The sequence below is a fragment of the Vibrio sp. SCSIO 43137 genome, assembly GCF_028201475.1.
Classification (GTDB): domain Bacteria; phylum Pseudomonadota; class Gammaproteobacteria; order Enterobacterales; family Vibrionaceae; genus Vibrio.
Genome location: NZ_CP116383.1, coordinates 587,585 through 613,196 on the forward strand (window position 1 = coordinate 587,585; position 25,612 = coordinate 613,196).

Sequence of the window (25,612 nt, forward strand, 5' to 3'; positions counted from 1 at the left end):
AAAGAAGTCAAAGAAAGCAGACTGAAGGGCTATCGAAATAGCCCATATCAGCTTAATCTTGGCTAAAACAGGGAAGGACGTCTTCTGTAAAGTAGGGTGGCTGATCAACCCAGAACATATAGTTAACTTTCAGAAACTCTTTTGCGAAAGCGTGTAGCAGGGGAACAATATTATTTCTCTGCTGTTTTACTTTATCAGAGTTAGTCTGACCAATGTAATTGCCATCCTGAACCGCTATCCCTAATGGAACTGAGTAGTTGCTTTCATGCATCATAGTGATTGCATGATTAAGTTGTCCTCGTCTTTGTACCATTAGATCGGGAGCGCCTAATCCTACGCCTATCTCTTCACCGTATTGATAAATCGATTTGAGATAGCCTTCATCTTCCCACGGTAACCATTCTCCCGGCATAAAGTTGGCATACTGCATAGTGACAGAATCAGGAAAAGCTTCTTTTAATGTCAGCATGTTTTTCTTAAGGGATTGAGCATAAACCGCAGGAGAAAAATCCGTATCGTACTTGTTACTTACGCCAATAGCAGATTCTTGTAAGTTAATACCTTCAATACGTCCATCGAATGCTTTTCCCATCGCATTAAGTAACAAAGCAAAGCGTTTCTGCACATTGGCGTTCCACCTTTTTGCCACCCAGCCTTCAACGATACCTTTATCAGTGCGTTGCTCGATAGTGCCGCCTGCATACTCATTGCTCTGTAAGTATTCAGGTACACCTTTATATTCCGGATTGAAAGTCACGTCCTGAAGCTGGATAAACAGTTTCTTCCCTTTGCTCTCAAGATACGAGAGATCCGCTTCTATAGCAGAAAAATCATACTGACCTTTTGCAGGCTCCAGCTCTGCCCAGGGATACATGATTTGAGCACCTTTAAACTGTGTATGAGATAAAAACGGGTGTCCAATGATCTTCTCTCTGTCACGGGCGAAGTAAACAAAATGTTTGATATCGCCTGCTTGTATAGGGCAGGTAGCAGCTAAAAAGCTTTTATAGGATTCTGCATATTTGTCTGCAGGGTTCGCCCATTTAGCAAAACTGACTGGGCTTAGCAGTATAGCGTTAAGCAGCAATGCATTGATTAGAATCTTTTTCATCTATTCTATCTCTTAAGATAAGTAATAAAAGGTGGATATTATATTTTTATATTTATATTTCAAGCTGTTACTGTCTATGTTGTCGTGGTAACAAAAAGTAGAGTTGCGCAATTGTTGTTGAAAACTGATAAACTTATTTTTAAGTAAATAGTTTGTAAATTTTGTATGAGTAAAAAGCCTGATTGTAAAACCGCGATGTTGCAGCTGATTGAGCAAGTAAAACAGGAGTTGCCACTCTATGAGTCTGATACTTTTATCTGCGGTCCTGAAGGGCATTGTATCGGCTGCCCAAAGAAACTTCTGGAATTAGTAGATAGCGAACTCACGTACTGGCAGCACTCAATTGAATCTGGCAACGTTCCGAACTTTGAAGAAATTTCCCGTTTTGGCAAACTTTGCAAGAATGTCAGGCGGGGTTTAGTGCGAAATAATCTGGTATAAAAACACTAACCTTGTAGATAGCGGAGTTTTTGATTGATCTGCTTATCACTGATACGTTCCCCTTCTTGATAATTTAAACAAAACTCATTTATTATTGTTATTAGCGCTTTTGATTCAGAACCTTTTTATAATGTCGCAATCCAAAATATATCAGCTTGATACAGAACCTAATATTACCTTTAATGCTACAGAAAACAGTTTATTAATTTCTGGGGAAGAGCATCACCTTGAGCCGCTTCAGTCCAGAATGTTACTATTTTTTATTGAACATAAAGGAGAGGTAGTTAATACGCAAGAGATTGCTTCGGCAGTATGGGATAGAACTGAGGTATCAGATAACCTTGTTCGTCAGGTAATTAGCTTGTTAAGAACTTTCTTACACGATAAAAAAAGACCTTATACCATTATCAAAACCATCCCTAAACAAGGTTATATTTTTGATATTGATGTTACTGAAATTAAAGTAGTGACAGAAATCAGTAAACCTAAGGTTAAATTAAAAAATAAAAAGACAATTACTTTTGGTGTATTTAGCTTAGTTATTTCTTTTTTTATTGCTGTTTATTTGATCATCAGTACCTTTGATCCTGAAACTGAAACTGAAAAGAAAACAATGGAGCGTTACAACGCGATTACACCAGTGATCTTTAATGCGATTGCTCTGGATGATAATGCTGAATACGCAATGGCAAAAAGTGTCTATGAATATGTCTATTTTGGATTAAACTCTTCAAAGAATATCATCGGCTATAGAGGAGAGCATCTAAGTAACAAAGATAAAGAGCAGTTCAGGGAGCGTGGTTATATTTTAAAGTCATGGCTGAAGAGAGATAATCAGACGTATGATATTAACCTTACTCTTCAGTTTTATGAAGGTGGTAAGCTCCAGTTACATAAGTTTGATAAGTCATTTAGCAAAGAGAGCTTTTTTACCTCTGTTGGTGACCTTATTCTTGAAGTGAAAACGTATATCAATAGTCATAAGGATGACTATAATATCTCCAACCACAGAATAACCTCTATTAAAAATTACTCGGACTGGGAAGTCATTGCTAAAGGTATATCTCTGTTTTATCAGGGAAAAGGGGCCAGTGAGCTTAAAGTTATTGAACAGCAACTAAAGTCTCTTAAGGAACAAGGACGACAGTATTATCTTCTTGATTCACTAAACTCCTATATCTCAACTATGAAGTATCTTAGTGATGGTAATGAAGTAAACAAAGTAACGGCTCTTAAGCAGGCGGAACAGGCATTTGAACGTAATCCAAGATGTAATATCGCTAACACGACTCTTGGGATGGCTTTGTTGCTTAATAAAGAGGTGGAAAAAGCTTATCCGTATCTGTTTTTCGCCGCTGAGAGCTCACCTAGTCCACTCAATTATTACTTGTTAAGTGTTGCAGATGAACAAGCTGATAATTCCAGAGGTGCTGAGTATAATTATCAACGATTTTCAGAGCTTAACAAAGAAGGGATAGGTCAAATTCAGGATATTCAGACGTATTTACAAAATCCAAACCTTTCCAAACCTACCACTAAAGAGTTAGACTAATAGTCCTGTTTGCCCTTGTTCAACGGGAGTTGAGCAAGGGTAGAAAAGAGCAGTCAAGAATAAGAGATATTTTTTTATTGTTTGTTCGTAACCCCGATTGCCTTGCATCATAAAATCAGATTAATAACCACCAGATAATAGCTCCAGAAACAAAAACTCATATCCCTGATAGGAGACTATTATGAATACATTAATCTATGTCTTTATGACATTAGTTTGTTGGTGGCTTATTAAACAGCCTGAAAAAGAAGGGCGTTCTATTCGCTGGTTTGTAATTTCACTATTAACCCTGGTAGGTTACATCATCGCATATATCTGGAAACATCCATTTATATATGGTCCGGTATAAGGAGGCTTATTATGTTTAATTTTGAAATTAGTGAAAATAAATTTTATAACATAGTTGCGATTGCCACACTTATTCTTGGCTTTGGCATATTTACAGCGACATTTTATGAGCAGGTTTATCTGGGAGATATGCCGTGTGCCAGTTGCTTAATTACACGACAGCTAATTCTTTTGGTTATGCTCGTTTCTTGTCTTGTAATCAGATATGGACCTAAACCTCAGTTTGTCGGCTTTGTTTTAGTCATCGCAGCGATTGATATCTATATGAGTATCCGTCACTCTAGTTTCCACTGGTTCGTATTTGAAGGAACCGAAGGCCGCTTTATGGGAGTACATATGTATTTCTGGGGCTACCTGCTACAAACGGCTGTAGTACTGGTTGTTGGCCTTCTGATGTGTATGCTGCCTAAAGTATTTGATTTTGTGAAATCAGTACCTGAAACAGGTCGCGTGCTGAATAACCTGCAAAAGATTACTTTCTACACAGTACTGTTCCTGATTGTAAGTAACTTAATCTTGTCATTCGCTTTAGTTGGTCCTCCGCCGCTAAAAGCACCATATCCGCCAGTATACTGGAGCTGGTTAGAAAACGGTTGGAACTGGTAAAATATGTAGTTAAAAAAGGTGGCGTAAAAGCCACCTTTTTATTGGGAAAATAAATTATTAAAACTGATTTTTTATTCAATTTCTTATGGTTAATTAAATATTAAGTGATTATTAATAATTATTAATCTTTTATTCTATATTTTTCTAATGCTTAGCGTGTTTATATTTTGTTGGTTCTTATCATAAATATGAGAGCTATGCTGCATATTAGATAGAACTAATCTGTAAGAATAACTTTTCTTTAACAGTGCAATTAAGTGAATAACTATTGCGCGTTTTTTATATCCCCCCAAGAAAAGTATAAAAACTATGAATATTAAACCTCTCGTATTAGCTACATCAATGGCATTACTTGGCTCACAAGCTGTTATCGCCGCGCCTGATTTCGATAAAATAAAAGCAGACCCTGTTAAACCAAAGAATGTCATAGTACTTATTGGTGACGGCATGGGCGTAGGACAGATAGAAATCGCCCGCCATATGGAGTACGGAAAAGCCGGAACCCTCTTTCTTGAGTCGTTACCAAATGTTGCATTAGTCAGAACATATTCGGCAAACAAACAGGTAACAGATTCAGCGGCTGCAGGAACAGCACTTGCCACCGCAGTGAAAACCAACAATGCAGCAATTGGTGTTGATCAAGATGGCAATGAAGTTGACTCTATACTGGATGATTTCCAGAAGAAAGGTCGCAAAGTCGGTGTGATCTCCACAAACACAGTAACGGATGCTACTCCTGCCGCTTTTACTGCAAGTGTTGCCAATCGCTATCAGGGACAGCCTGAAGCGGCACGTCAGATGCTTAAGAACAGATATGATGTTTTGCTGGGAGGCGGCTGGAAATATTTTGGTCCTAAAAAGCAAGATGGTGTTGATTTGTTACCTAAGTATGAAGAGGCAGGCTATACGATTGTAAAAGATAAAGATCAACTCGCTGCTGCAAAAGGGGCTGATAAACTTTTAGGCCTGTTTCACAAGTCATATATGAATTATAAGCAAGATCGTGACGATGTAGGCAGTCAGGAGCCAAGTCTTGAGCTGATGACTGAGATGGCAATTGATACCCTTAAAAAGGATAAAGATGGTTTCTTCCTTATGGTTGAAGGTGCTCGTATAGACCATGCTGCTCATGCTGCCGACGTTACTGGTGTCTGGAAAGAGATGATGGAGTTTGACCGTACTGTTGAACAGACCTGGAACTGGGCAAAAGATCGTAAAGATACTTTGGTTGTGGTTCTGGCAGACCATGAAACCATGGGCTTGTCAGTAACAGAACCAATGGATATTCCTGCATTGAAGAAGATCTCTGTCTCTCCTGAGTATATGGCGGGTAAACTGGTAAAAGCAGAAGATGGTAAGAGCTTTACTATTGATTCTATTAAGTCTGTCTTTAAGGAATATGCCGGCTTTGAAGTGACAGATGCTCAGGCGGAAGAGCTGAACAAGAATTCACTGTCATCTAAAGGCAAGCTTAAGTATCAATATAAGATTGGCTGGGAAATTGGTTCAATGATTGCTGAGCACTATCAGGCTGGCGCAATTGATCGTGCGGTACGCGCGAACTCAAGTACCGGTGGCCATTCAAGTAATATGGTACCGCTTTTTGCTGCAGGCCCGGGCTCACAATATTTTGAGGGCGTGCTAAACAATACGGATGTACCAAAACTTATCCGTACACTAACATCTAAATAAAAAACCTTATGTTTTCTGAAAGCCCTGATAATTTATCAGGGCTTTTCTATTTGGCTTAAGAAGAATTATGTTTGTATATATATAAATATGAAAAGCAAACGTTTAAATAAGTGATGGAAACAATATTAGTGTGATCATTAAAAAATTTAATAAAGTTACTGGTGATATATATATCAGATAAATGATATATTCATCGCGAATATAAATAAAACTAAGTGGTAACTTAAATGAATGTCATATCGGGCTTTAAGGGCAGGATTATAGCCGTTGTAACTCTGTTACTGGTTGTGGCTCTGACTATTTCTACCTATCTTTCTTACCGGCAGATTTCTGAAACTATTCAGAAGAACGTCGATGATTACTCCATGTTAAAAATTGATAGTACTTCAGATACGATTCAGGCATGGATTCATAACATTAAAAATGCGGTTGTATTAAATGCGCCGGACTTTTCTGCTACGCATAGTGATGATGAAATAATTCTGATGGTTAATCAGATAGCTCACTCTTCTGCAGCTTCAGGCATCGTAGTTGGCTTCGAAGATGGTCGTTCTTACGGGGATAAAAGTGGTAAACGTGATTTAGCAAAGTACGATCCAAGAGTTCGTGGCTGGTATAAGCAGGCGAAACAGAAACGTGAGCCTGTCATTACAGATATCTATAAAGGGGCGTCAAGCGGCAAACTGATGGTGAGTGTTGCGGCTCCTTTTTATAATGCCGGAAACCTTAAAGGTGTATTACTGGCAGACATTGAGCTGGGTTTGCTGGCTGAAATGGTAAAAGAGCCACCGTTCCCGGGGGCTATGATGGGCTTGTATGATGACTCTAGTCTGACCATCGCTTCCAACGGAGAGGTTGATGTGCCGGGCGAAACTAAATTGTCAGACTTCTCAGATCTTGATGTACTCACTAAGGCTCTACTGACTGAAGAGCGCGGTCAGACCGAGTATGTACTGGGTGGTGTGGAAAAAATCGCCTTTTACCGCACTATACAGTTAGATAACGATGTAAGCTGGCACCTTTTGGTAGGCGTAAATAAATCCATCGCCTATGCCAAAGTAAGTGAAGCTCTGGAAACGGCTTTGTTGACCGCCTCAGCGTTGTTGGTGGTATTGTTGACCATTCTTATTGTGATACTCAATGTTGCTTATCGTCCGATACTGGCACTGAAAGCAACCATTGTTGATCTCTCTCAGGGGAATGGTGATCTTACCCGCAGACTGGAAGTGAATAGTCAGGACGATTTAGGGCAGATTGCACAGGCAGTAAATACCTTTATTGGTAATCTGCAAAACATGATGTTAGAAGTGTCTCGTTCCACACAGCAGATCTCTGCAGATATCGAGGTACTAAAATCTCAGACAGAGAGCAACGATACTGTATTAGCATCTCATGCAATGGAAACCAGTCAGGTTGTAACAGCAATTAATGAGATGAGCTCGACTGCAGACAGTGTTGCGCAGAGTGCTTCGCAAACCGCAGAGTTTACCCGTATCACTAGTGATGAAGCTGTTGAGTCAAAATCGGTTGTGAATGGCGCCGTGAGCAGCGTTGCTGATTTGATCAATGAAGTTGAAGTTATGGCTGAGAATATTCAGACCATGAATGAAGACTCACAGAAGATCGGCTCTGTTCTTACCGTGATTGGCGAAATTGCTGATCAGACTAACCTGTTGGCTCTGAATGCGGCTATCGAAGCTGCCCGTGCTGGTGAGCAGGGCAGAGGCTTTGCTGTTGTGGCGGATGAAGTAAGGGCGCTGGCGGCAAGAACTCAGCAGAGTACTTCTGAAATCAACACCATGCTGGCCAATCTTAATGAAGGAACCAGAGTGGTTGTTAAGGCGATGGATGATACTAAAGCCCGTTGTCAGCAAACGGCAGAGACCACAGAAAACGTCAATCAGAGTCTGGATCTAATGGCGAACTCTGTCGTGAAGATTAATGACTTAGGGCTGGAGATTGCTACTGCAGCAGAGCAGCAGAGTTCGGTTACTGAAGAAGTTAACCGCAATATGGTTGCTATTCAGAGCATGGTGGATGAGCTGACAGGTAATAGTAGTCAGACAATGGATAGCACCAGAAATCTGGCCACAAGTAATCAACAGCTATCTGATATTGTTAAGCAGTTTAAGTTGCAATAACAGGTTGAGCATGAATAAAAAAGAGCACCTTTAGGTGCTCTTTTTTTGCTTGTGGCGGAGCGATAGCTGTTTGCAGAGCTCCTTTACTTCTTCGTAGAACAAAACCTTACTTCGGCTACGCAACCGACATCTTTGTCGTTGTTTGTTAACTGAAACTGCCATTGGTATTTGCGGCAGAGCTCTTCGACAATCGCCAGACCTAAGCCGTGCCCGTCCGGTTTATAATGTTCCAGACCTGCACCCTTATCTTTGATAGTAAGTGCATGCTTACTTAGGCTGATTTCAATGTCTGAGTCCTGCGTTGCTTCAATCGCATTACGGATAAGGTTGCCGACAAGTATACGGATTACCGCCTGAGTTGCGTATATCAGTGGAGAGCCGGAGGAGTGGATAACAAGGGATAAATTTTTGTCAGGGTAGTGGCTTAAATTGCTCTCGGCTATCTCTCTTATTTCCTGCTCGGTAAGCGCTCTTTGAGCAATATCCGACCGGCTATTTTCATAGCGTACTATTGAGAGGAGCGCATCCACCATGGTTTTCATCTGCTGTGTTGCTTCATCAATCCTGCCGGACTGTTTCTGAACAAAACTATCTTTTACTTTAAGACTAAGCAGGTTATTAGAACCTTGTATCACAGTAAGCGGCGTTCTGAGCTCATGGCTGGCATAACGGGCAAAAGCTTGTTCTCTCTGTAATAACCTTTTGTTCTCGTCCCTGTACCTATTAAGTTCTATCACTAAGTGTTGAAACTCTTCTGCTGAGCCTGCTGCAATGCTGAAGGGCTCGTCTGCACCCTGGATATGATGGCTGAGTTGCTTCTCGATACTGTTTAATGGATCGATAAGCCTTTGGGAAAGCATGTTCAGTAGTTTTTTAAAGATAAGCAGTAGAGTGAGCAGCAAACCAAGAATTACAGAGGCGCCATACAGAATATCATCTTGATTTAACTCAAGAATGCCAAACTCCATCAGGACAACAAATGGCTGGCTTTGTTGTGTTCGGGGATCGGTGTATTGATCCAGATAAACCATTTGTGCTTCAGGATGAGTGCCGACTTCTGCAACCAAGTATTTTTTCCCCTGAACTGCATTCTGATATTCCGGCGGGAGCTGGCTGAGATCGTTATATGCTGTTGTGATTTCATCTAACTTAAACTGACCTGTTTCTCCCGACTGAAAGCGGGCAACGGCCGCTTCTTTGTACAGTACGATCCTACGCTCACCGACTCTGTCTTCAGACCAGTCAAGTGTCTGCATAAACACAAGATAAACAAGAAATGAAGTTGCTATAGCGATAGCGACAAATAGAAAAGTGAGTCGTCCTGACAGGCTTTGGGTGTTGTAGGAGAAGGGGGACATTATACCTCCTCCAGACGAAAACCTATTTTGGGTACAGTAATTAACATGGGGTCAGGGAAAGGTTTATCCAGCTGACTTCTCAGTTGATAGATATGAGTTCGCAGCACGGAATCACACTCCTTCTCTTCTTGCCATAAAGCAGAGATAAGTTCCTGCCGGCTCAGGACTGCGGGTGCTTTGATACACAACAGTTCCAGAATCTTGTAGGTCGTTGGGTTAAGAGTAATTTGCTTGCCGTAACGTGAAGCCGTTCGTGCTTGTTGATCTATAGTGAGTGAGCCGAACTTAAGCGTTGATTTGGCGACGTTTTCCCGGTAACGATTAATCAAGGCTGACATTCTCGCTTCCAGAATTGTGAGGTCAAAAGGCTTGGTGACATAATCATCAGCACCGTGGCGGAAACCATCCAGCATATCCTGTTTACTATCCAGTGCGGTGAGCATAATAACAGGCGTTTTGTTTCCTGAGTCACGCAGTATTTCGCACACCTCAAGGCCGTTCAATTTTGGCAGCATTAAGTCAAGCAGAATGATATCAAAATTGTTTTCCTGAGCCAGCTTCAGTCCCAGCTCGCCGTTGTCGGCATAATCAAGACAGACATTGTCATCCTCAAAGTAATCAAACAGTATTCCGGCAATATTTCGGTTGTCTTCGATGATAAGTATGCGTCTCATCCGGCTCACCCTGCATTATTAATCCGAGTTAATCTACATAGATAGCGTGAAAAAAATGTGAAAATTCTGCTTAAAACAAAGGAACAAGCTAATAGTAGTGATAAATCTGTCAGCCAGCCAGAGAAACTTATGCTGGCTGGTTGAAGTAAAAAGGTTATCCGGAGAGGTGAGCCGGTGCCAGTCTGGATATAAGGCGATGGCTTAGTGGCAAAATAACAGAAAACAGGTAAATAAGGCTGATAGAGGTATAAAGATCGGCATAACTGTGCATCCCCAGATAGAGACGACTCCCTGCCACAGCCACTCCCCACAGAACGACAAGGGAAGTCAGCAGGTAATATCGGTATTGCAGTAGCAATCCGCCCCAGAAGGCAACAAACAGCGCGGCAAAGATGGTGTGACCGGAGGGAAGGGCATAGTTTGTTCCGTCTTTCCAGTTTTCCGTCCGCCAGAAGCCGAATATATTTTCAGACTGCCGGATGAGCTTGAGTTTATTTAACTCATCCAACTGATAGAAGCTGGCCGGGCTTTCCACTATGCCTGACTCAGTGAGCCATGCGGTATAAGGTCTTGGCTCTTCTGTGACCATTTTTATGGCTGACTTGCAGACGAAAGCGATACAGAGCAGCAGAATAAACTGAACAGAGGTGATCCCCCAGTTCTGTCTGGACTTAACAAGATAAGCAAAGCCAAAACCTGCAAATATGGTGACAGGAAAGAGTGGCTTTCCTGCCATCAGGGAGAAACTGGTTAGTATAAAGCCGGGTAAGTCCGACAAAGGCGTTTGGTAATCAACTGGTGGAGCGAAAAGTTGTAGTAACAACAAACAAATAAGCAGACAAGTCAGCGCTATCAGAAAATAGCGCTGTGGGCGATAGGTAATGAGTGAAGCTTTAATAGAGTTCATAGCCGGGCTTTAGTCTGCGGTTACAGAAGGTTTATAAACAGCATACTTTTCTTGTCCGGTAGGTGCATAGTAGCCTTTTTTGTAGGCCAGGCTGCCCCATAGAGCATTGGCATTAGCGATTTCTGTCAGTGCTTTACTTTGTGATTTCTCTTTCAGGGAGTTATCGTCAGAATTGTAGTAAAAACCTTTAGGCGCCTTGCCCGGTTGCATAACAACAACGTTATTGTCACTACTCATCCAGGCAAAGTTTTTATTGAACTGCATCATGGCTCTTAGCTTGTGCTCAGGGATGGCTCTGGTCAGATCAAAGCCAATCATTGGGTTTTCTGAACTAATCCCTATCAGTGATAGCATGGTTTGAGGAAGGTCTAACTGGCTGGCCAGACGCGGATCCCGCTTTGGCTTAATACCTTCACCGATAAATACTGCAGGTATTTTAAAATGCTCAACCGGCACAAGCTGATCGCCGTAAGCTCTTGAGTCATGGTCGGCAACGATAAGAAATACCGTATCTTTCCAGTAAGCGGATTGCTTAGCTTGTTCGATAAACTTGCCCAGAGCATAATCAGAGTATTTAGCGGTATTTTCCCGGCTGGCATCAGGCTGGTTATAAGGCTCTATCTTCCCCTTAGGGTATTCAAACGGACTGTGGTTCGAAGAGGTAAATACAAGGCTGAAGAAAGGTTTACCTTGTGCATAAAGCTTGTTGAACTGCTGGTTAGCTTTGCGGTAAAGATCTTCATCAGATGCCCCCCATGAACCGACAAATTCAGGATTATCGAAAGTAGGTAAATCTTGAATATCGGTAAAGCCATTACCTAAAAAGAAAGATTTCATATTGTCGAAATGACTTTCTCCGCCATAGATAAACTGGGTAGTGTATCCATTTTGTTTAAGAACATCGGCGATGGAGAAAAAGTTATTCTGACTTTTAGTCAGTTTAACCACAGAGCGGGAAGGGGTTGGAGAAAAACCGGTAGTCACAGCTTCAATGCCTCTCACAGAGCGGGTACCTGTCGCGTAAATATTGTCCAGAGACCAGCCTTCATTGATCAGCTTATCCAGATTAGGCGTTAATGGCATTCCGCCTAAAGCGCCGACATAGCGAGCCCCCAGACTTTCCTGCAACAGAATAACCAGATTTTTAGGTTTTCCTTTATAGCTGGCCTGATGGTTGCTCAGAGTTGGTGCCTTCGGGTCAGCCGAAGAGTGGTTTGGTATATTGGCTGACTCTCTGACCAGACGAATAATTTTATCTTCAGCCATATTGGGGTAGTAGCTAAAAGCATCTTCTTCACTTGCCATGCCTTTAGCGGCAAAGATCATTGAGTAAGAGGAGTTGAGCACCAGATCATTCACTAGAGGATCGGTAGAAAAAGCCACCATCGCCGGATTTAAAGGGCGGTGCTGAAATGTTGAGCGGGCGCCCATCACGCCACAAGCTACGACCAGAAGGGCAATTAACGGGCGCCAGTACCATTTAGGGAACGAAAGCTGGTGGACAATTCTGCCGGTAAACTTCCAGCCAAAGTAGAGGGTAACAAAGCTACCCAGAGCACCTATAAACAGCTCTGTTTTATAGCCTGTCCAGAGCATACTGAATACTTCTTTCGGATAGATTAGATACTCGATAAACAAACGGTTAGGGCGGACATCATATTCAGCGATAAAAGAGGGGGTAGCCATCTCCATATAGACGACAAGCCAGAGCCCAAGCACCACCCAGATACGGTAGAACATAAGCCAGAACCGTCCAAAGGCGGAGGTTCCTGAAAATAGTACTGTCAGAAAAGAGGGAAGAATCAGCAGATAGCAAAGAGAGGAAATATCAATGCGCAGTCCGCTTAACAGCATGGTGGCCCACCACGGTGAGCTAATGATTCTCTCATTCAGCCAGAGCATCAGTCCCAGTCTGGAAACCAGCAAGATAGTGGAAAAAAGCAAAAAGGAAGCGATAACCGGATACAAAACAGACAGTTTTTTCTTCCAGTAGCAAATGGAGGTCATACTTTAGTTCTCAGCAATAATAGAAAGGAAAAGATCCTTATTTGTTATTGATAAAGACTAAAATAGAGTGAGTGAACAAAGCGTGAAAACACTTTGTGGCTTGAACTTTAAACGGCCAGATACCCGCTGTAAGGGCGTGAAGTGATTATGCCAGTCCCTGAATAATAACGAATTTTTCCAGCAGCTCTTCTTCTGTTTCTGTTCTCTGCGGGTCCGTAATAATACATTTTGTTATCGGGCAGACAGACTGACAGGTAGGAGCGTCATAGTGACCTTTACATTCAGTACACAGGTCAGGATCTATCTCATAGATTTCCGAGCCCATGGAAATAGCACTATTGGGACATTCGGGTTCACACATGTCACAGTTAATGCAGCTATTTTGGATAAGTAGAGCCATGTCAGAGTTACCTAAAAGTGTACGATATCTTGCCTGTCCGGAGCTTCAGATTTATCTGTAAACCCGGGAGGCGCGAAGTGTAGCACAAGCTTATGTGCCCGGGCTACATAAGCTTGATTGTTCATCGTAAGAGGGAGTGACTCAAATATAAAAGGAGTTGCTGTCTGGTCTGTTATGCGGCAATCAATGCTGATTCTGACCAACAATTAATATCGTCGTCACTTAGCTCATCAGTGATTCGCGATATAAGATGCATCACCTGATTTGACTGATTGTTGTCAAAAATGTGATTGGTAATAATCGCCCTCCCCCTGACAACACACTGGCCGCCAGAGCTTTTAATGCTTTCTTCTATGCGCTTTACGCTTGTTTCACAATAAGATTCTATTTTGTATAAGTTACTCATAAGGCACCACCTGACAACTTCGTTATTATCGTCCTTATATCTCTTCCCATCATACTGGGTAAAAAGTTGCCGTTTTATTGACATGTCAGTAAATATGCATAATTGATACCGGATTTTCAATAGTGGATTTAACCGTTTTTAACAAACAAAAAAGGCTTACCTCAGTAAGCCTTTCTATCTCGTTGTATTTATATCAAAAAAGCCGACGCTTATTTTTTAACCGGATTACGGGTATCTTCTCCGGATGTGAAGTTGCGCATGAGCAGGGCGTAATCGAGCTCGATTTCCTCCGGAACCGGAATAAAGACAAAGTGACCGTTTCCTTTGGCATCTTCAATCTTTTCTGACTTACGGTTCTCCATCTCAGTAAGGGTAAAGGTGATATTTCCCTGAGGTGTCATCAACTCAAGCTGATCACCGACAAGGAATTTGTTTTTCACTTCTACTTCAGCAAGGTCGCCGCGACGTTTTCCGGTAAATTCGCCAACAAACTGCTGCGTATCGGATACAGAGTAGCCGTAATCATAGTTTTGATAGGCATCGTGAGTATGACGACGCAGGAAGCCTTCGGTATAGCCACGGTGTGCAAGGCTTTCCAGTGTACCGAGCAGGCTCTCATCAAACGGCTTGCCTTCTACGGCATCATCAATGGCTTTACGGTAAACCTGCGCCGTACGGGCACAGTAATAGAATGACTTGGTACGGCCTTCAATTTTCAGGGAGTGGACACCCATTTTAGTCAGCCTGTCTACATGCTGAACGGCACGAAGATCTTTTGAGTTCATAATGTATGTACCGTGTTCATCTTCAAACGCGGCCATCTTCTCTTCCGGACGGTGGCTTTCAGAAAGCAGAACCACTTCGTCTGTCGGCTTTCCTAGTCCAAGGGTGTTGTCAGGACGCGGTTCGGCTTCCTGAATCTCAACAATCTGGCCTGAATCGCTCTCTTGCGCTTTTTCTACCTTATACTCCCAGCGGCATGCATTGGTGCAGGTACCCTGATTAGGGTCACGCTTGTTGATGTAGCCAGAAAGCAGACAGCGGCCTGAGTAGGCCATACACAATGCGCCGTGAACAAAGATTTCCAGCTCAGTCTCAGGGCAGTGTTCTCTTATCTCTTCGATCTCTTCAAGGGAAAGTTCGCGGGAAAGAATAACGCGCTCAACACCCTGAGAGGCCCAGAACTTCACTGTCGCCCAGTTAACAGCATTCGCCTGAACAGACAGGTGAATAGCCATATCAGGGAAAGCTTCTCTTACCATCATAATCAGGCCGGGATCAGACATGATCAGGGCGTCAGGGCACATATCAACCACAGGCTTAAGATCGCGGATAAAGGTTTTCAGCTTTGAGTTATGCGGCTGAATATTACAGACAACATAGAGCTTTTTGCCTTGTGCATGAGCTTCATCAATACCTATTTTCAGGTTCTCGTGGTTAAACTCATTGTTACGCACGCGCAGGCTGTAACGTGGTTGTCCGGCGTATACGGCATCTGCACCATAGGCAAAAGCGTAACGCATATTCTTCAGGCTGCCAGCAGGTGACAGTAGTTCGGGTTTAAACATTGCTTTAATTCTCTAGTCTGATTACAAGTCAGTGATGTGCTACCAGATAGCACAACAGAGGAACCGGCTGCATCTGATGACAGGATCAGCTTTGCGTGGGTTCCGGAGCGCGAATTCTACTGTAAAAGGGAAATAGAAGAAACGGAAAATAAGAGATAGAAGAACAGAAGAAGCGGCTTGTTAGGCCGCTTCTTGTTAGTTTGCATTGCAAAATGCGAATTCCTTTATGCAAATTGCTTTTATTGGAATGGCTGTTATACGAATACTTTATGCATTCTGCTCAGGCAGGCCGCCTAGCAACTCGTATAAGTGAGGTAAGAAACTGGCCAGTTCAGAGCTCATCAGCGAGAAGTCAGCATCGAATCTTGTTGCCTGATCTTCACGTGGAATATCTTCATTTTGATCTTTAAGCTCATCGCTGAACTTAAGTCGTTTAATACTGGCATCTTCAGCCAGTACAAAATCAATTCTGTCCTGCCAATTAAGAGCAAGTTTGGTCACTATTTTATTGGCTTCAAGGTGATTAATAATATCTTCTGAACTTAGCTCAAGCTTCTTACAACGGATAACACCGCCTTCTTCCTGTAGTGATTGCAGTTCAGCTTCATGAAGAATGGTCAGAGAATCTGGTGTTTCTCCGCTTTTAACCCACTCTGTCAGTGTGTTTTCTACCGGTGCTTGCGGAATAGCAGGGACGACCGGCAGGCTACCCATGGTTTTGCGTAGCAGGGCAAGAACATCTTCTGCTTTTTTGTAGCTGCCTGCATCAACAAGGATCAACCCCTCGGCAGGAAGTATCATAAGATAAGTAAACTGCTTTCTGCTGAACGCACGCGGAAGAAGATCGATCACAATGTCATCTTTGATATTGTCTTTCTCTTTTTTCTTTAGCGGACGTCCTTCCTCAAGCTCCATAGCTTCGACTTTTTCGCTCATTGAGTCTTTGATAACAGACGCAGGCAGGATCTTCTCTTCTTTCTTAGCACAAACAAGAATACGTCCTTCACTTACATGTGTCAGAGTGTCACCAAATTTGCCCATGGCGTTAGTCCAGCCAAACTTACTTCTGTCCTGACTGCCGCATGGTTTAAAACGGAACTCTTCCAGTTGTTTTTCCAGTTTTTCGGCATCGAAATCTATCTCGCGGTTAAAGCGATAAGCCAGACAATTTTTAAACCACATTATATTTCTCTACTATGAAATGAAGGGAATGTATCTTACCAGTTCTGTTTTAAATCAGTAACTCCCATGGATGTGAAATTGGTGCGACACTTATATGAAAAATAGTTTGCAAAGGTCACAAAAGTGTCATACTTAGTAAAGATAATGCATAGCGTTGACAAAAACTTATAGGTTATTCAATTATGTCGAGAAGGATTCTGGTTGTTGAAGATGAAGCTCCTATTCGTGAAATGCTCTGTTTTGTTCTGGAGCAGAAGGGATACCAGGTAGTCGAGGCAGAGGATTATGACATGGCACTTAACAAGCTGTGTGAGCCTTACCCTGATCTGATATTGCTTGACTGGATGTTACCGGGGGGCTCAGGTATTAACCTGATTAAGCACCTGAAACGGGACGATATCACCCGCAATATTCCGGTGGTGATGCTGACAGCCCGTGGCGAAGAAGAAGATAAAGTCCGCGGTCTGGAAGTGGGGGCCGATGACTATATTACTAAGCCGTTCTCGCCGAAAGAGCTGGTGGCCCGACTAAAAGCGGTTATCCGCCGTGTCTCTCCTACGGCACTTGAAGATGTTATCGACGTCCATGGACTGAAACTAGATCCTGTCTCACACCGTGTTACGGCTGACGACTCTCCGCTGGATATGGGACCGACCGAGTTTAAGATGCTGCACTTCTTTATGACTCATCAGGAAAGGGTCTATAGCCGTGAGCAGCTGTTAAATAATGTCTGGGGCACTAATGTTTATGTCGAGGATCGTACTGTGGATGTTCATATCCGCCGCTTACGTAAAGCCCTTGAAGGTGCCGGTCACGATAAACTGATCCAGACCGTACGCGGAGCAGGATACCGCTTCTCAACTAAAGCTTAATCAAAGTCACTGCGAAGAGCTGCATGATAGAGAAATTAACCTGGAAAAAACTGATCTGGTCATTAGCCTTTTTTTATACCCCCTGGGTAATGATCGGTTGGTTATTCGGATACATGCCGTGGTTGCTGTTAGCTGCCACGGCTATTCAGCTTTTATGGCACCTGAACAATCAGATTCGCTTGTCTTCCTGGTTATGGGATGAGAAACGTCTGACACCCCCGTCAGGGACAGGAAGCTGGGAAGGGCTGTTTAACGGTATATACCGCTTGGGCCAGAGACAAAGGCGCAAACGCAAAGAGCTGACCAACCTGATCCGCCGTTTCCGTAACGGTGCTGAATCCCTGCCTGATGCCGTTGTAGTATTCCGCAGCGAAGGCAATATTGTCTGGTGCAACAAGCTGGCTCAGCATCTGCTTGGCTTCCGCTGGCCCGATGATTCTGGACAGCCTATTTCTAACCTTATCCGTACGCCAGACTTTATAAAATATATCAACCGTAACGACTTTTCCGAACCGTTGGAGATGCGCTCTCCCCTGAATATTGAGCGGATGCTGGAACTTCGTATTGTGCCTTATACCGAAGGCGAGCATCTTATGGTGGTACGTGATGTAACCCAGTTAAAGCAGCTGGAAGGAATGAGAAGAAACTTCTTTGCTAATGTATCCCATGAGCTGCGAACGCCTATGACGGTGCTACAGGGCTATCTGGAGATGACGGAAGACCCTGATATGTTGCAGGGGCCAATGTGGCCGAAAGCTCATGGCGTGATGACAGAACAGCTTAACCGCATGAATTCATTGGTCGAGCAGCTGTTGACCCTATCCAAAATTGAAGCCGCTCCCATGCATGAGCTCGATGAAGTGGTCAATGTACCTAATATGCTGGAGGTGCTGGAAAAAGAAGCCAATACCCTGAGTGGAGATAACAAACATAAGCTGCATTTTGATGTTGATGAGAAGCTTAAGGTGTTTGCCGATGAAGACCAGCTACGAAGTGCCATCTCTAACCTTGTCTATAACGCAGTAAAATACACACCGGCAGGTGCTGACATTCATGTACGCTGGTATGAGACAGTTCGAGGTGCTCACCTTGATGTTGAAGATAGCGGTGACGGTATTGAAGGGCAGCATCTGCACAGGCTTACTGAACGATTCTACCGGGTAGATAAAGCCCGCTCCCGGGAAACGGGAGGCAGTGGCTTGGGGCTGGCTATTGTAAAACATGCCCTGAGTCACCACGACTCCATGCTTGAAATCAGCAGTGAAGTGGGCGTCGGAAGCCAGTTCTCCTTTGTACTGCCTAAACGTATGATTGTCAGGTAGTTGTGTGAAGAGTCTAAAAAAACACTATATTCTTGCCTTACTCATCTCCCTGAGCTCTTCAACATCTGCTGAAGCCTTATCCGACTATAAGCGGGTAGCGGGGCTTTCCGGTAACCTGACTTCCATAGGCTCAGATACTCTGGCAAGTATGATGTCTATCTGGAGTGAAAAATTCAGTGCCTACTATCCTAATGTCAATATACAGGTTCAGGCGTCAGGCTCTTCTACAGCAACACCGGCATTAACGGAGGGAACGGCGCAGTTTGGCCCTATGAGCCGGCCTATGAGGATTAAAGAGCTGGAAGCCTTTGAGCGTGAACACGGTTACCGCCCTGTTGAACTTAAGGTTGCTATTGATGCGATCGGACTGTTTGTACATAAAAACAATCCTGTTAGAGGTATGGATTTTCAACAGATTGATAGTGTGTTCTCTAATACCATGCGCTGCGGAGCCAATTTTGCCACTGACAGCTGGAATTCTCTGGGAGTCGAGGGTAACTGGGCAAAGCGGCGGATACAGCTGTTCGGACGAAATTCCGTTTCAGGTACTTATGGCTACTTTAAGAAAACGGCTCTGTGTGGTGGTGATTTTAAGCCATATGTCAATGAATTACCCGGTTCTGCCTCAGTGGTTCAGGCGGTAGCCTCTTCTATCAATGCTATCGGCTATTCCGGTGTCGGCTATCAGGTGTCTGGTGTAAAGGTGCTGCCTGTCAGCAGGGAAGGGGAAGAATATGTTGCTCCGACCAAAGAGAACATTCTTTCCGGAGAATATCCTCTGTCGCGTTTTCTCTATGTATATGTAAACAAACACCCGGCCAAGCCAATGTCACAGATTGAGAGAGAGTTTGTCCGCTTTATCTTCTCTGAGGAAGGTCAGGAAGTCGTTGAGAAAGAGGGTTACCTGCCAATTTCTCCGGACCTTGCGGCAGAAGAGCTGAAAAAAGTCGGTTTATAACCGACTTTTTAATGAGTGTAGAGCTTAAAACTCCAGTTTCCAGCCCGCTTTTTTCCAGAACTCGCATTCAGTTTCCAGATCGGCTTGTAACAACTTATTGTTTTCCAGCCAGTCCGCCTCTTTGCAGATCAGTTTCCAGTGATCTTCCTGTTTCACTCTCAGTTTTAATTCTGGTAATGGGTCGTCATTGCGTTGCCCGTTGAGCAGTACTGACAACCTTAAAATACGAATTAACTGGATAACATGCTTTTTCTTAAACTGAGTAAACTCTTCCATTTCCTGAAGTTTCAGTGATTTACGGTGGAAGCGCACCAGAGTGGAGAGCACAAGCTGCTGCTCAGCGTTAAAGCCGGGCATATTGGTGTAACGCAGAATATAAGCGGCATGGCGGTGACACCCTTGATAACTGATACTCAGGCCGACTTCGTGCAGCAGGGCACTCCAGCCAAGCAGGGAGGTCAGTTCTTCATTGTTCTTAAACTCTTTATCCGTGATAAGTTGTTTTAAAAAGCCGGATGCCTGTTTGCGTACCTTATCGGCATGGCTGAGATCCACCAGATGTTTTCTGGCCAGATTTTCCGTGGTGCGCATACGGATATCGGTTCGCTCAAAGCGTTCTTCCATCTCATAAAGTAAGCCTTCCCTGAGAGCACCATCGGAAAAGTGCATTTCTCTGATATCCAGCCCCTTAATTAAAGCGTCCAGAATGGCGACACCGGCAGGGAAAACGGGTTTTCTCTCATCGTTTAACCCTTCAAGTTTTAGGTCGGCTAAGTTGTCAGCCTGACAGATAAGCTCGATCAGTTTTGCCATGCGTTTGGCCGTGATAATGCCATCTTCATAGCCCATTCCAACCAGCGCTTCGCGTACCGCTTTTATCGTTCCGGATGAGCCAAGAGCCAGTTGCCAGCCTTTTCTTTTATAGCTCTGAATCAAGGACTCAAACTGCTGCTGGCTGGCGATCTCTGCTCTGGCAAAGTTTTCACGGCTGAGTTCGCCATTGGGAAAATAACGTTCGGTAAAGCTGACGCAGCCCATCAGCGTACTGTTGACCAGTTCGGCGTCAAAGCCGTCTCCGATGATTATTTCGGTACTACCGCCACCAATATCAATCACCAGTTTAGATTCAGATTCCGGTTGGGTATGAGCCACACCCAGATAGATAAGACGCGCTTCTTCTGTTCCGGGAATAATCTCCACCGGAAACGGCAGGATCTCTCTGGCCCTGCGGATAAAAAAGATGGCATTTCTGGCCTGACGTAGCGTATGAGTTGCGGCAATTCTTACGTCACCGGGTTCAAATCCCTGTAGCCGTTCAGCAAACATAGCTAAACAGTCCAGCCCACGCTGTATCGCCTCTTCACTGAGAATACGGCTCTTATCCAGACCTGATGCCAGACGAACCCGCTGTTTATGACGGCTGACAATATGCAGATCCTCACCGACAACATTGGCGACCACCATATGGAAGCTGTTAGAGCCGAGGTCAATGGCAGCGATTTTGCGTGATTCTAAGCCGATTTTCTCATTCATTTTTTTCTTTAACTGCTTGGTTGTTTGCCCGGGTCTTTTTCTCTACCTGTTTGATGTAGTCATAGATTGCGACCTGCGAACGGATTTTCTTTCTATTGCCACGAGGCACATAAGTGTTACTCATCTCTTTATCGATCCAGCGTGCTTTTACGGTATCGGTAAAGTGGATATTAATTATATCCATGATTCGCTGTTTAAGTCTTTCATCCCGTACCGGAACCGCTACCTCAATACGGTAATCGATGTTTCTTGTCATCCAGTCTGCTGAAGAGATGTATACGGACGGATCACCGCCATTTTCGCAGATAATCACTCGTGGATGCTCAAGAAAACGGTCAACAATACTGATGATCTCAATATTATCGCTGATCATTTTTACATCGGGAACAAGGGAACACATACCGCGGATAATCATCTTGATTTTAACCCCTGCGGCACTGGCGCCATAGAGCTTGTTGATCATGCCTTTATCAACAAGGTTATTGATTTTCAATGTGATTCCGGCTTTTTTTCCCTCTTTGGCATTGGCAATTTCATTATCGATCAATCTGTACAAACGACTGCGGGAGTTTCGCGGAGAGACAATTAACTGATTAAACTTAACCGGCCGGTACGGGTTCTCGATATAACCAAATACATTTCTCACTTCGTTAGTGATCTCAGGATCGGCGGTCAGCAAGGTGAAGTCGGTATAAATACGGGCGGTTTTTTCGTGAAAGTTGCCTGTGCCTATATGGGCGTAGCGGACAATCTCATCGCCTTCCCGGCGGGATATCAGCAGCAGTTTAGAGTGGATCTTAAGACCCGGGGCACCAAACTGAACATGAACCCCGGCTTCAGTCAGTACCTTAGACCATTCGATGTTGGCCTCTTCGTCAAACCTTGCCTGCAGTTCAACCACTACGGTTACCTCTTTACCACTATGTACCGCGTCGATCAGAGAGTTCATCAACTTGGAGTTTTTCGCTACCCGGTAGATGTTTATTTTTATGCTGCGTACTTTTGGATCAAACGAGGCCTGCCGCACCAGCTCAGTAATATGATCGAAGGTGTGATAAGGGTAATAAAGCAGTATGTCCTGCGCTTTGATGGCATCAAAGCTGTTGTCGTAGTTATCGAAGTCGGCACAGGTCAGTGGTGGCAGAGGTTTGTTTTCAAGGTAATCGCGTCCCACATTAGGAAAGCCGATAAAGTCTTTAAAGTTGTGGTAACGTCCACCGGCAATCAGGTTATCGTAGTTGGAAATCTGCAGCGTATTACACAGGAAAGAGAGCATATCTTTCGGCATCTCTCTCTCATAAACAAAGCGTACCGGCATGGCTGTCAGACGCTGGGAAACTCCCTCAGACATCTGTTCCAGCAAGCTATGTTCCACCTCAAAGCCTAAGTCGTACTCTGCATCCCGGGTCATTTTCATGGAGTAACAGGCCAGTGACTCATACTCAAAGAAGCCTCTGAAAATATCATCCAGACAGTAACGGATAATGTTATCCAGCAAAATAATGGTTTTACGTCTCTTGCCCTTCTGCTCCGGAACCATCACAAAGCGAGGCAGCTGATCGGTCGGGATCTCCAGCAGGGCATACTGAGAGGTCTCCTTTTTCTTCTTCTTTTTTAGTTCAACGGCAAGATAAGCGTACTCATCCTTCAGAAACTGCAGTACATCAATATCATCGTTAATCAGTAGCGGAGTAATATGGGGCAGAACCTCTTTTCTGAAGTATTGGGTTACCCACTTTTGCTGCTCTTCATTTAACTGGCTTTCATTAACCAGAAAAATACGCCGCCGTGCCATTTCAAGCAGCAGCTCACCGTAGAGTTCATCGAAGTCATTTTCCAACTGAGCGGCTTTTGTCTGCATTTTCGATAACAGAATCTTGGCGTCGTCGTTACCGCCACTCTCTTTTGAGATTAAAATGCGTCGTTTAACATCAGCAAATCTGACCTTATAAAACTCATCAAGGTTGTTTGAGTAAATTCCCAGAAAGCGGATACGCTCAATAAGCGGAACATTTTTATCGGCCGCTTCCTGCAATACACGTTCATTAAATGATAACCAGCTTAGTTCTTTATCTATATACAGCTTTTCTGCGCTCATATTACCTTCCGACGATGTTAGCCACTACTTGAGGAGTTTCCCTGACAGGGAAGAGTGAAAGGTAGGTGTTTTCTGTTACAAAAATATTTCACAGAAGCCTACGTGTGAATTTTGCCCCACTATTTTCAAGTGTTTATAAATTTAGTGTAATCTAACTGTCATGCAAACGAAATATTATTGGCGACAAATATACAGAGGCCCCCTTTAGATGTCCGCATCCGGTTTTTCCCTTAAAGAGAGGGATAAAAAACGTTTTTTAAAAGATCGCATAGCCCGAATTACTGTCACAGGTGGTGGGGTAGGTGTGCTGGCGGCGATCTTGCTGCTGTTTGTCTATCTTTTAATGATCGTTACCCCTCTGTTTTCTGACGGATATGTTGAAAGTACAGGGCAATATAACTTTGCCGCTGGGGAAGATATTGTCGCCGTAAGTGTGGGGGAGTATGGCGAAAATGCTTATCTGTTTGATGATAAAGGTCTGGTTCGCTATCTCAGCTTTAAAGGCGACAGTGCACAGACAGTGCTGGCTCGTCAGGTGATGAATGAGCCCACTAGCTTTGCTGCCGGAGACAAAGCTCACGGCTGGTATGCCTATGGCAATAATCAGGGTGAAGTCGTTGCAGTTAAGCCATCCTTTCAGGCTAACTTTACCGCACAGGGCAGAGTCCTGACTCCTGAGCTGGAGCGTTTTTATGGCGGGCAGACAATCCTGCTGGATCCGCAAAGAGAAGCCATTGTTCAACTGAGCTTTGCTATTTCTGAGAGTAAAGGGATATTTGTCGGCGTCACGGCGTCAGGAAAGGCGTATGCCGTTGAAGCAGAGCAGCTTTTACCGGAAAGCAGTACCTCGGTCTGGAAGCATAAAGCGGTCACCTTACCCGGCTTTCCGCAGCAGACAGACAAACTGTTGTTATCGCCTGACGGTCGTCAGTTATTCGTACTGTCCGGAAATGATCTGATTGTGATGAACAGAAAGGCGGATAAGTTCAGGGTACGTGAGATAGTCGATCTAGTACGGGATGGCGATGAGAAGAGTGTTGCAGATATCGCGCTGCTCGCCGGTGCCCAGTCTTTGATGGTCTCTTATTCCGACAATACAGTTTCTCAGTGGTTTGATGTGCTTAAGAGCGGTCAGCGCCACCTTACCCAAATCCGCAGTTTTCAGCTAAATAGCCCCGTCAGTCGTTTGATTATGGATCCGTTCCGCAAGGGGTTTTATAGCCTGCACCACAATGGCGAGCTAAAGAGTTTCTACACTACAAGTGAAAGAGAGCTGTTTTCTGAAACAGCAATAGATGCTGCTCCATTAGCTGCGGGGCTGTCGGGTAATGAAAGATATTTAATCACGGCGGGTAAACAGTCATTACAGGTTTTTCAGATAGAGAATGCTCACCCGGAAGTCTCCTTTAACTCTCTGTGGAGAAAAGTCTGGTATGAGAACTATCCTGAGCCGGAGTTTGTCTGGCAGTCCACATCGGCCAGCGATGATTTTGAAGCTAAGTTTAGTCTGATCCCTATCGCCTTCGGTACCTTAAAGGCCACCTTCTATACCATGCTTTTCTCAGTACCTATCGCTATTATGGGCGCCATTTACACCGCCTATTTTATGTCTTCACCTATGAGAAGTGCCGTTAAGCCAGCGGTAGAGCTGATGGAAGCACTGCCTACGGTTATTATCGGATTTCTCGCCGGCATCTGGCTGGCACCTATTATTGAGAATAACCTGACCGGGGTGGTCAGTATGATGATCCTTCTGCCGTTCTCAGCCTTGCTGGTTGGGTTGATCTGGAGTCTGTTGTCAAATGTGTCCGGCAGACGGCTACCCGGTGGCTGGCATTCCATTGCATTAGTCCCTGTTTTTCTGATTATTATTTTGATCAGCCTTAACTCCTCTACTGTGCTGGAGCAGTGGTTGTTTAACGGCGATGTGCGAATATTCCTTTCTGAATACGGGCTGGATTATGACCAGAGAAATGCCCTGATTGTCGGTATGGCGATGGGCTTTGCTGTTATTCCCACCATATTTACCATTGCAGAAGATGCTATTTTTTCTGTACCTAAGCATCTGTCTGATGGTTCCCTTGCTTTGGGGGCGACTCAGTGGCAGACCTTGATATATGTGGTTCTGCTAACAGCCAGCCCGGGAATATTCTCTGCGGTAATGATTGGCTTGGGCAGGGCGGTTGGTGAGACCATGATCGTTCTGATGGCGACGGGAAATACGCCGATAATGGATCTTAATATTTTTGATGGTATGAGAAGTCTGGCGGCGACCATTGCGGTAGAAATGCCTGAGTCAGAAGTTGGCGGCACACATTATCGTCTGCTGTTTCTGGCGGCTCTTTTACTGTTTATTTTTACCTTCTTTGTAAACTCTCTGGCAGAGATCGTCAGGCAGAGACTAAAAGAAAAATATAGCTCAATGTAGGTTTTAAC

Annotated in this window: 20 protein-coding genes and 1 pseudogene; 10 read left to right on the plus strand and 11 right to left on the minus strand. The window is 44.0% G+C overall.

The features are described from left to right. Positions 1 to 52: 52 nt before the first annotated feature. Positions 53 to 1,111, minus strand: a complete 1,059-nt coding sequence (locus tag PK654_RS02895) for a hypothetical protein (protein ID WP_271697565.1) — start codon at positions 1,109 to 1,111, stop codon at positions 53 to 55. 171 nt (positions 1,112 to 1,282) lie between these two features. On the opposite strand from PK654_RS02895, the pseudogene PK654_RS02900 reads away from it, so the two are divergent. The 6 genes and pseudogenes from PK654_RS02900 to PK654_RS02925 all read left to right on the plus strand — a co-directional run. Next, positions 1,283 to 1,552, plus strand: a pseudogene (locus PK654_RS02900) (hypothetical protein); the annotation flags it as partial. Positions 1,553 to 1,682: 130 nt separating this feature from the next. Next, positions 1,683 to 3,104: a winged helix-turn-helix domain-containing protein gene (locus tag PK654_RS02905; RefSeq protein ID WP_271697567.1), complete on the plus strand. Its 1,422-nt coding sequence runs from the start codon at positions 1,683 to 1,685 to the stop codon at positions 3,102 to 3,104. A 181-nt stretch (positions 3,105 to 3,285) separates the two neighbouring features. Further along, on the plus strand, positions 3,286 to 3,453 hold the full coding sequence (locus PK654_RS02910) for a hypothetical protein (RefSeq protein WP_271697568.1): 168 nt from the start codon (positions 3,286 to 3,288) through the stop codon (positions 3,451 to 3,453). Positions 3,454 to 3,464: 11 nt separating this feature from the next. Further along, positions 3,465 to 4,058: a disulfide bond formation protein B gene (locus PK654_RS02915; protein ID WP_271697569.1), complete on the plus strand. Its 594-nt coding sequence runs from the start codon at positions 3,465 to 3,467 to the stop codon at positions 4,056 to 4,058. Between the two features lie 309 nt (positions 4,059 to 4,367). Further along, a complete protein-coding gene (locus tag PK654_RS02920) occupies positions 4,368 to 5,750 on the plus strand; it encodes an alkaline phosphatase (protein ID WP_271697570.1) in 1,383 nt (460 codons plus the stop codon). Positions 5,751 to 5,977: 227 nt separating this feature from the next. Beyond that, the gene (locus tag PK654_RS02925) at positions 5,978 to 7,891 is read left to right on the plus strand and encodes a methyl-accepting chemotaxis protein (RefSeq protein ID WP_271697571.1); all 1,914 of its coding nucleotides are present in this window, start codon (positions 5,978 to 5,980) and stop codon (positions 7,889 to 7,891) included. Between the two features lie 83 nt (positions 7,892 to 7,974). Here PK654_RS02925 and PK654_RS02930 read toward each other — a convergent pair whose 3' ends face one another. The 8 genes from PK654_RS02930 to rdgC all read right to left on the minus strand — a co-directional run bounded on the left by PK654_RS02930 (position 7,975) and on the right by rdgC (position 16,393). Next, positions 7,975 to 9,249 (minus strand): sensor histidine kinase, encoded by a 1,275-nt coding sequence (locus tag PK654_RS02930; protein ID WP_271697572.1) that lies wholly within the window; start codon positions 9,247 to 9,249, stop codon positions 7,975 to 7,977. Continuing rightward, the gene (locus PK654_RS02935; protein ID WP_271697573.1) at positions 9,249 to 9,923 is read right to left on the minus strand and encodes a response regulator transcription factor; all 675 of its coding nucleotides are present in this window, start codon (positions 9,921 to 9,923) and stop codon (positions 9,249 to 9,251) included. The genes PK654_RS02930 and PK654_RS02935 overlap by 1 nt, the downstream gene beginning before the upstream one ends. A 154-nt stretch (positions 9,924 to 10,077) precedes the next feature. Then, the gene (locus PK654_RS02940) at positions 10,078 to 10,830 is read right to left on the minus strand and encodes a phosphatase PAP2 family protein (RefSeq protein ID WP_271697574.1); all 753 of its coding nucleotides are present in this window, start codon (positions 10,828 to 10,830) and stop codon (positions 10,078 to 10,080) included. 9 nt (positions 10,831 to 10,839) lie between these two features. Next, positions 10,840 to 12,837, minus strand: coding sequence for an LTA synthase family protein (locus PK654_RS02945; protein WP_271697575.1), 1,998 nt, complete (start codon positions 12,835 to 12,837; stop codon positions 10,840 to 10,842). 145 nt (positions 12,838 to 12,982) lie between these two features. Further along, entirely contained in the window at positions 12,983 to 13,237 is a 255-nt protein-coding gene (locus PK654_RS02950) for a YfhL family 4Fe-4S dicluster ferredoxin (protein WP_271697576.1), read from the minus strand. Positions 13,238 to 13,409: 172 nt separating this feature from the next. After that, entirely contained in the window at positions 13,410 to 13,643 is a 234-nt protein-coding gene (locus PK654_RS02955) for a hypothetical protein (RefSeq protein WP_271697577.1), read from the minus strand. A 209-nt stretch (positions 13,644 to 13,852) separates the two neighbouring features. Then, positions 13,853 to 15,211: a prephenate-dependent tRNA uridine(34) hydroxylase TrhP gene (gene trhP / locus PK654_RS02960; RefSeq protein WP_271697578.1), complete on the minus strand. Its 1,359-nt coding sequence runs from the start codon at positions 15,209 to 15,211 to the stop codon at positions 13,853 to 13,855. A 267-nt stretch (positions 15,212 to 15,478) separates the two neighbouring features. Beyond that, entirely contained in the window at positions 15,479 to 16,393 is a 915-nt protein-coding gene (rdgC, locus tag PK654_RS02965) for a recombination-associated protein RdgC (protein ID WP_271697579.1), read from the minus strand. Positions 16,394 to 16,575: 182 nt separating this feature from the next. Between rdgC and phoB the strand changes: the two genes are divergently transcribed. The 3 genes from phoB to PK654_RS02980 are packed head-to-tail and all read left to right on the plus strand — an operon-like array spanning position 16,576 to position 19,545. Further along, positions 16,576 to 17,265, plus strand: coding sequence for a phosphate regulon transcriptional regulator PhoB (gene phoB / locus PK654_RS02970; RefSeq protein ID WP_271697580.1), 690 nt, complete (start codon positions 16,576 to 16,578; stop codon positions 17,263 to 17,265). 23 nt (positions 17,266 to 17,288) lie between these two features. Then, positions 17,289 to 18,587, plus strand: coding sequence for a phosphate regulon sensor histidine kinase PhoR (gene phoR / locus PK654_RS02975; RefSeq protein ID WP_271697581.1), 1,299 nt, complete (start codon positions 17,289 to 17,291; stop codon positions 18,585 to 18,587). A 4-nt stretch (positions 18,588 to 18,591) separates the two neighbouring features. After that, the gene (locus PK654_RS02980; RefSeq protein ID WP_443088722.1) at positions 18,592 to 19,545 is read left to right on the plus strand and encodes a PstS family phosphate ABC transporter substrate-binding protein; all 954 of its coding nucleotides are present in this window, start codon (positions 18,592 to 18,594) and stop codon (positions 19,543 to 19,545) included. A 24-nt stretch (positions 19,546 to 19,569) separates the two neighbouring features. On the opposite strand, the gene ppx is transcribed toward PK654_RS02980, so the two are convergent. Both ppx and ppk1 read right to left on the minus strand, forming a co-directional pair. Continuing rightward, a complete protein-coding gene (ppx, locus tag PK654_RS02985; protein WP_271697582.1) occupies positions 19,570 to 21,078 on the minus strand; it encodes an exopolyphosphatase in 1,509 nt (502 codons plus the stop codon). After that, positions 21,071 to 23,176: a polyphosphate kinase 1 gene (gene ppk1 / locus PK654_RS02990; protein WP_271697583.1), complete on the minus strand. Its 2,106-nt coding sequence runs from the start codon at positions 23,174 to 23,176 to the stop codon at positions 21,071 to 21,073. The genes ppx and ppk1 overlap by 8 nt, the downstream gene beginning before the upstream one ends. A 208-nt stretch (positions 23,177 to 23,384) precedes the next feature. Between ppk1 and PK654_RS02995 the strand changes: the two genes are divergently transcribed. Beyond that, positions 23,385 to 25,604: an ABC transporter permease subunit gene (locus tag PK654_RS02995; RefSeq protein ID WP_271697584.1), complete on the plus strand. Its 2,220-nt coding sequence runs from the start codon at positions 23,385 to 23,387 to the stop codon at positions 25,602 to 25,604. Positions 25,605 to 25,612 lie beyond the last annotated feature (8 nt).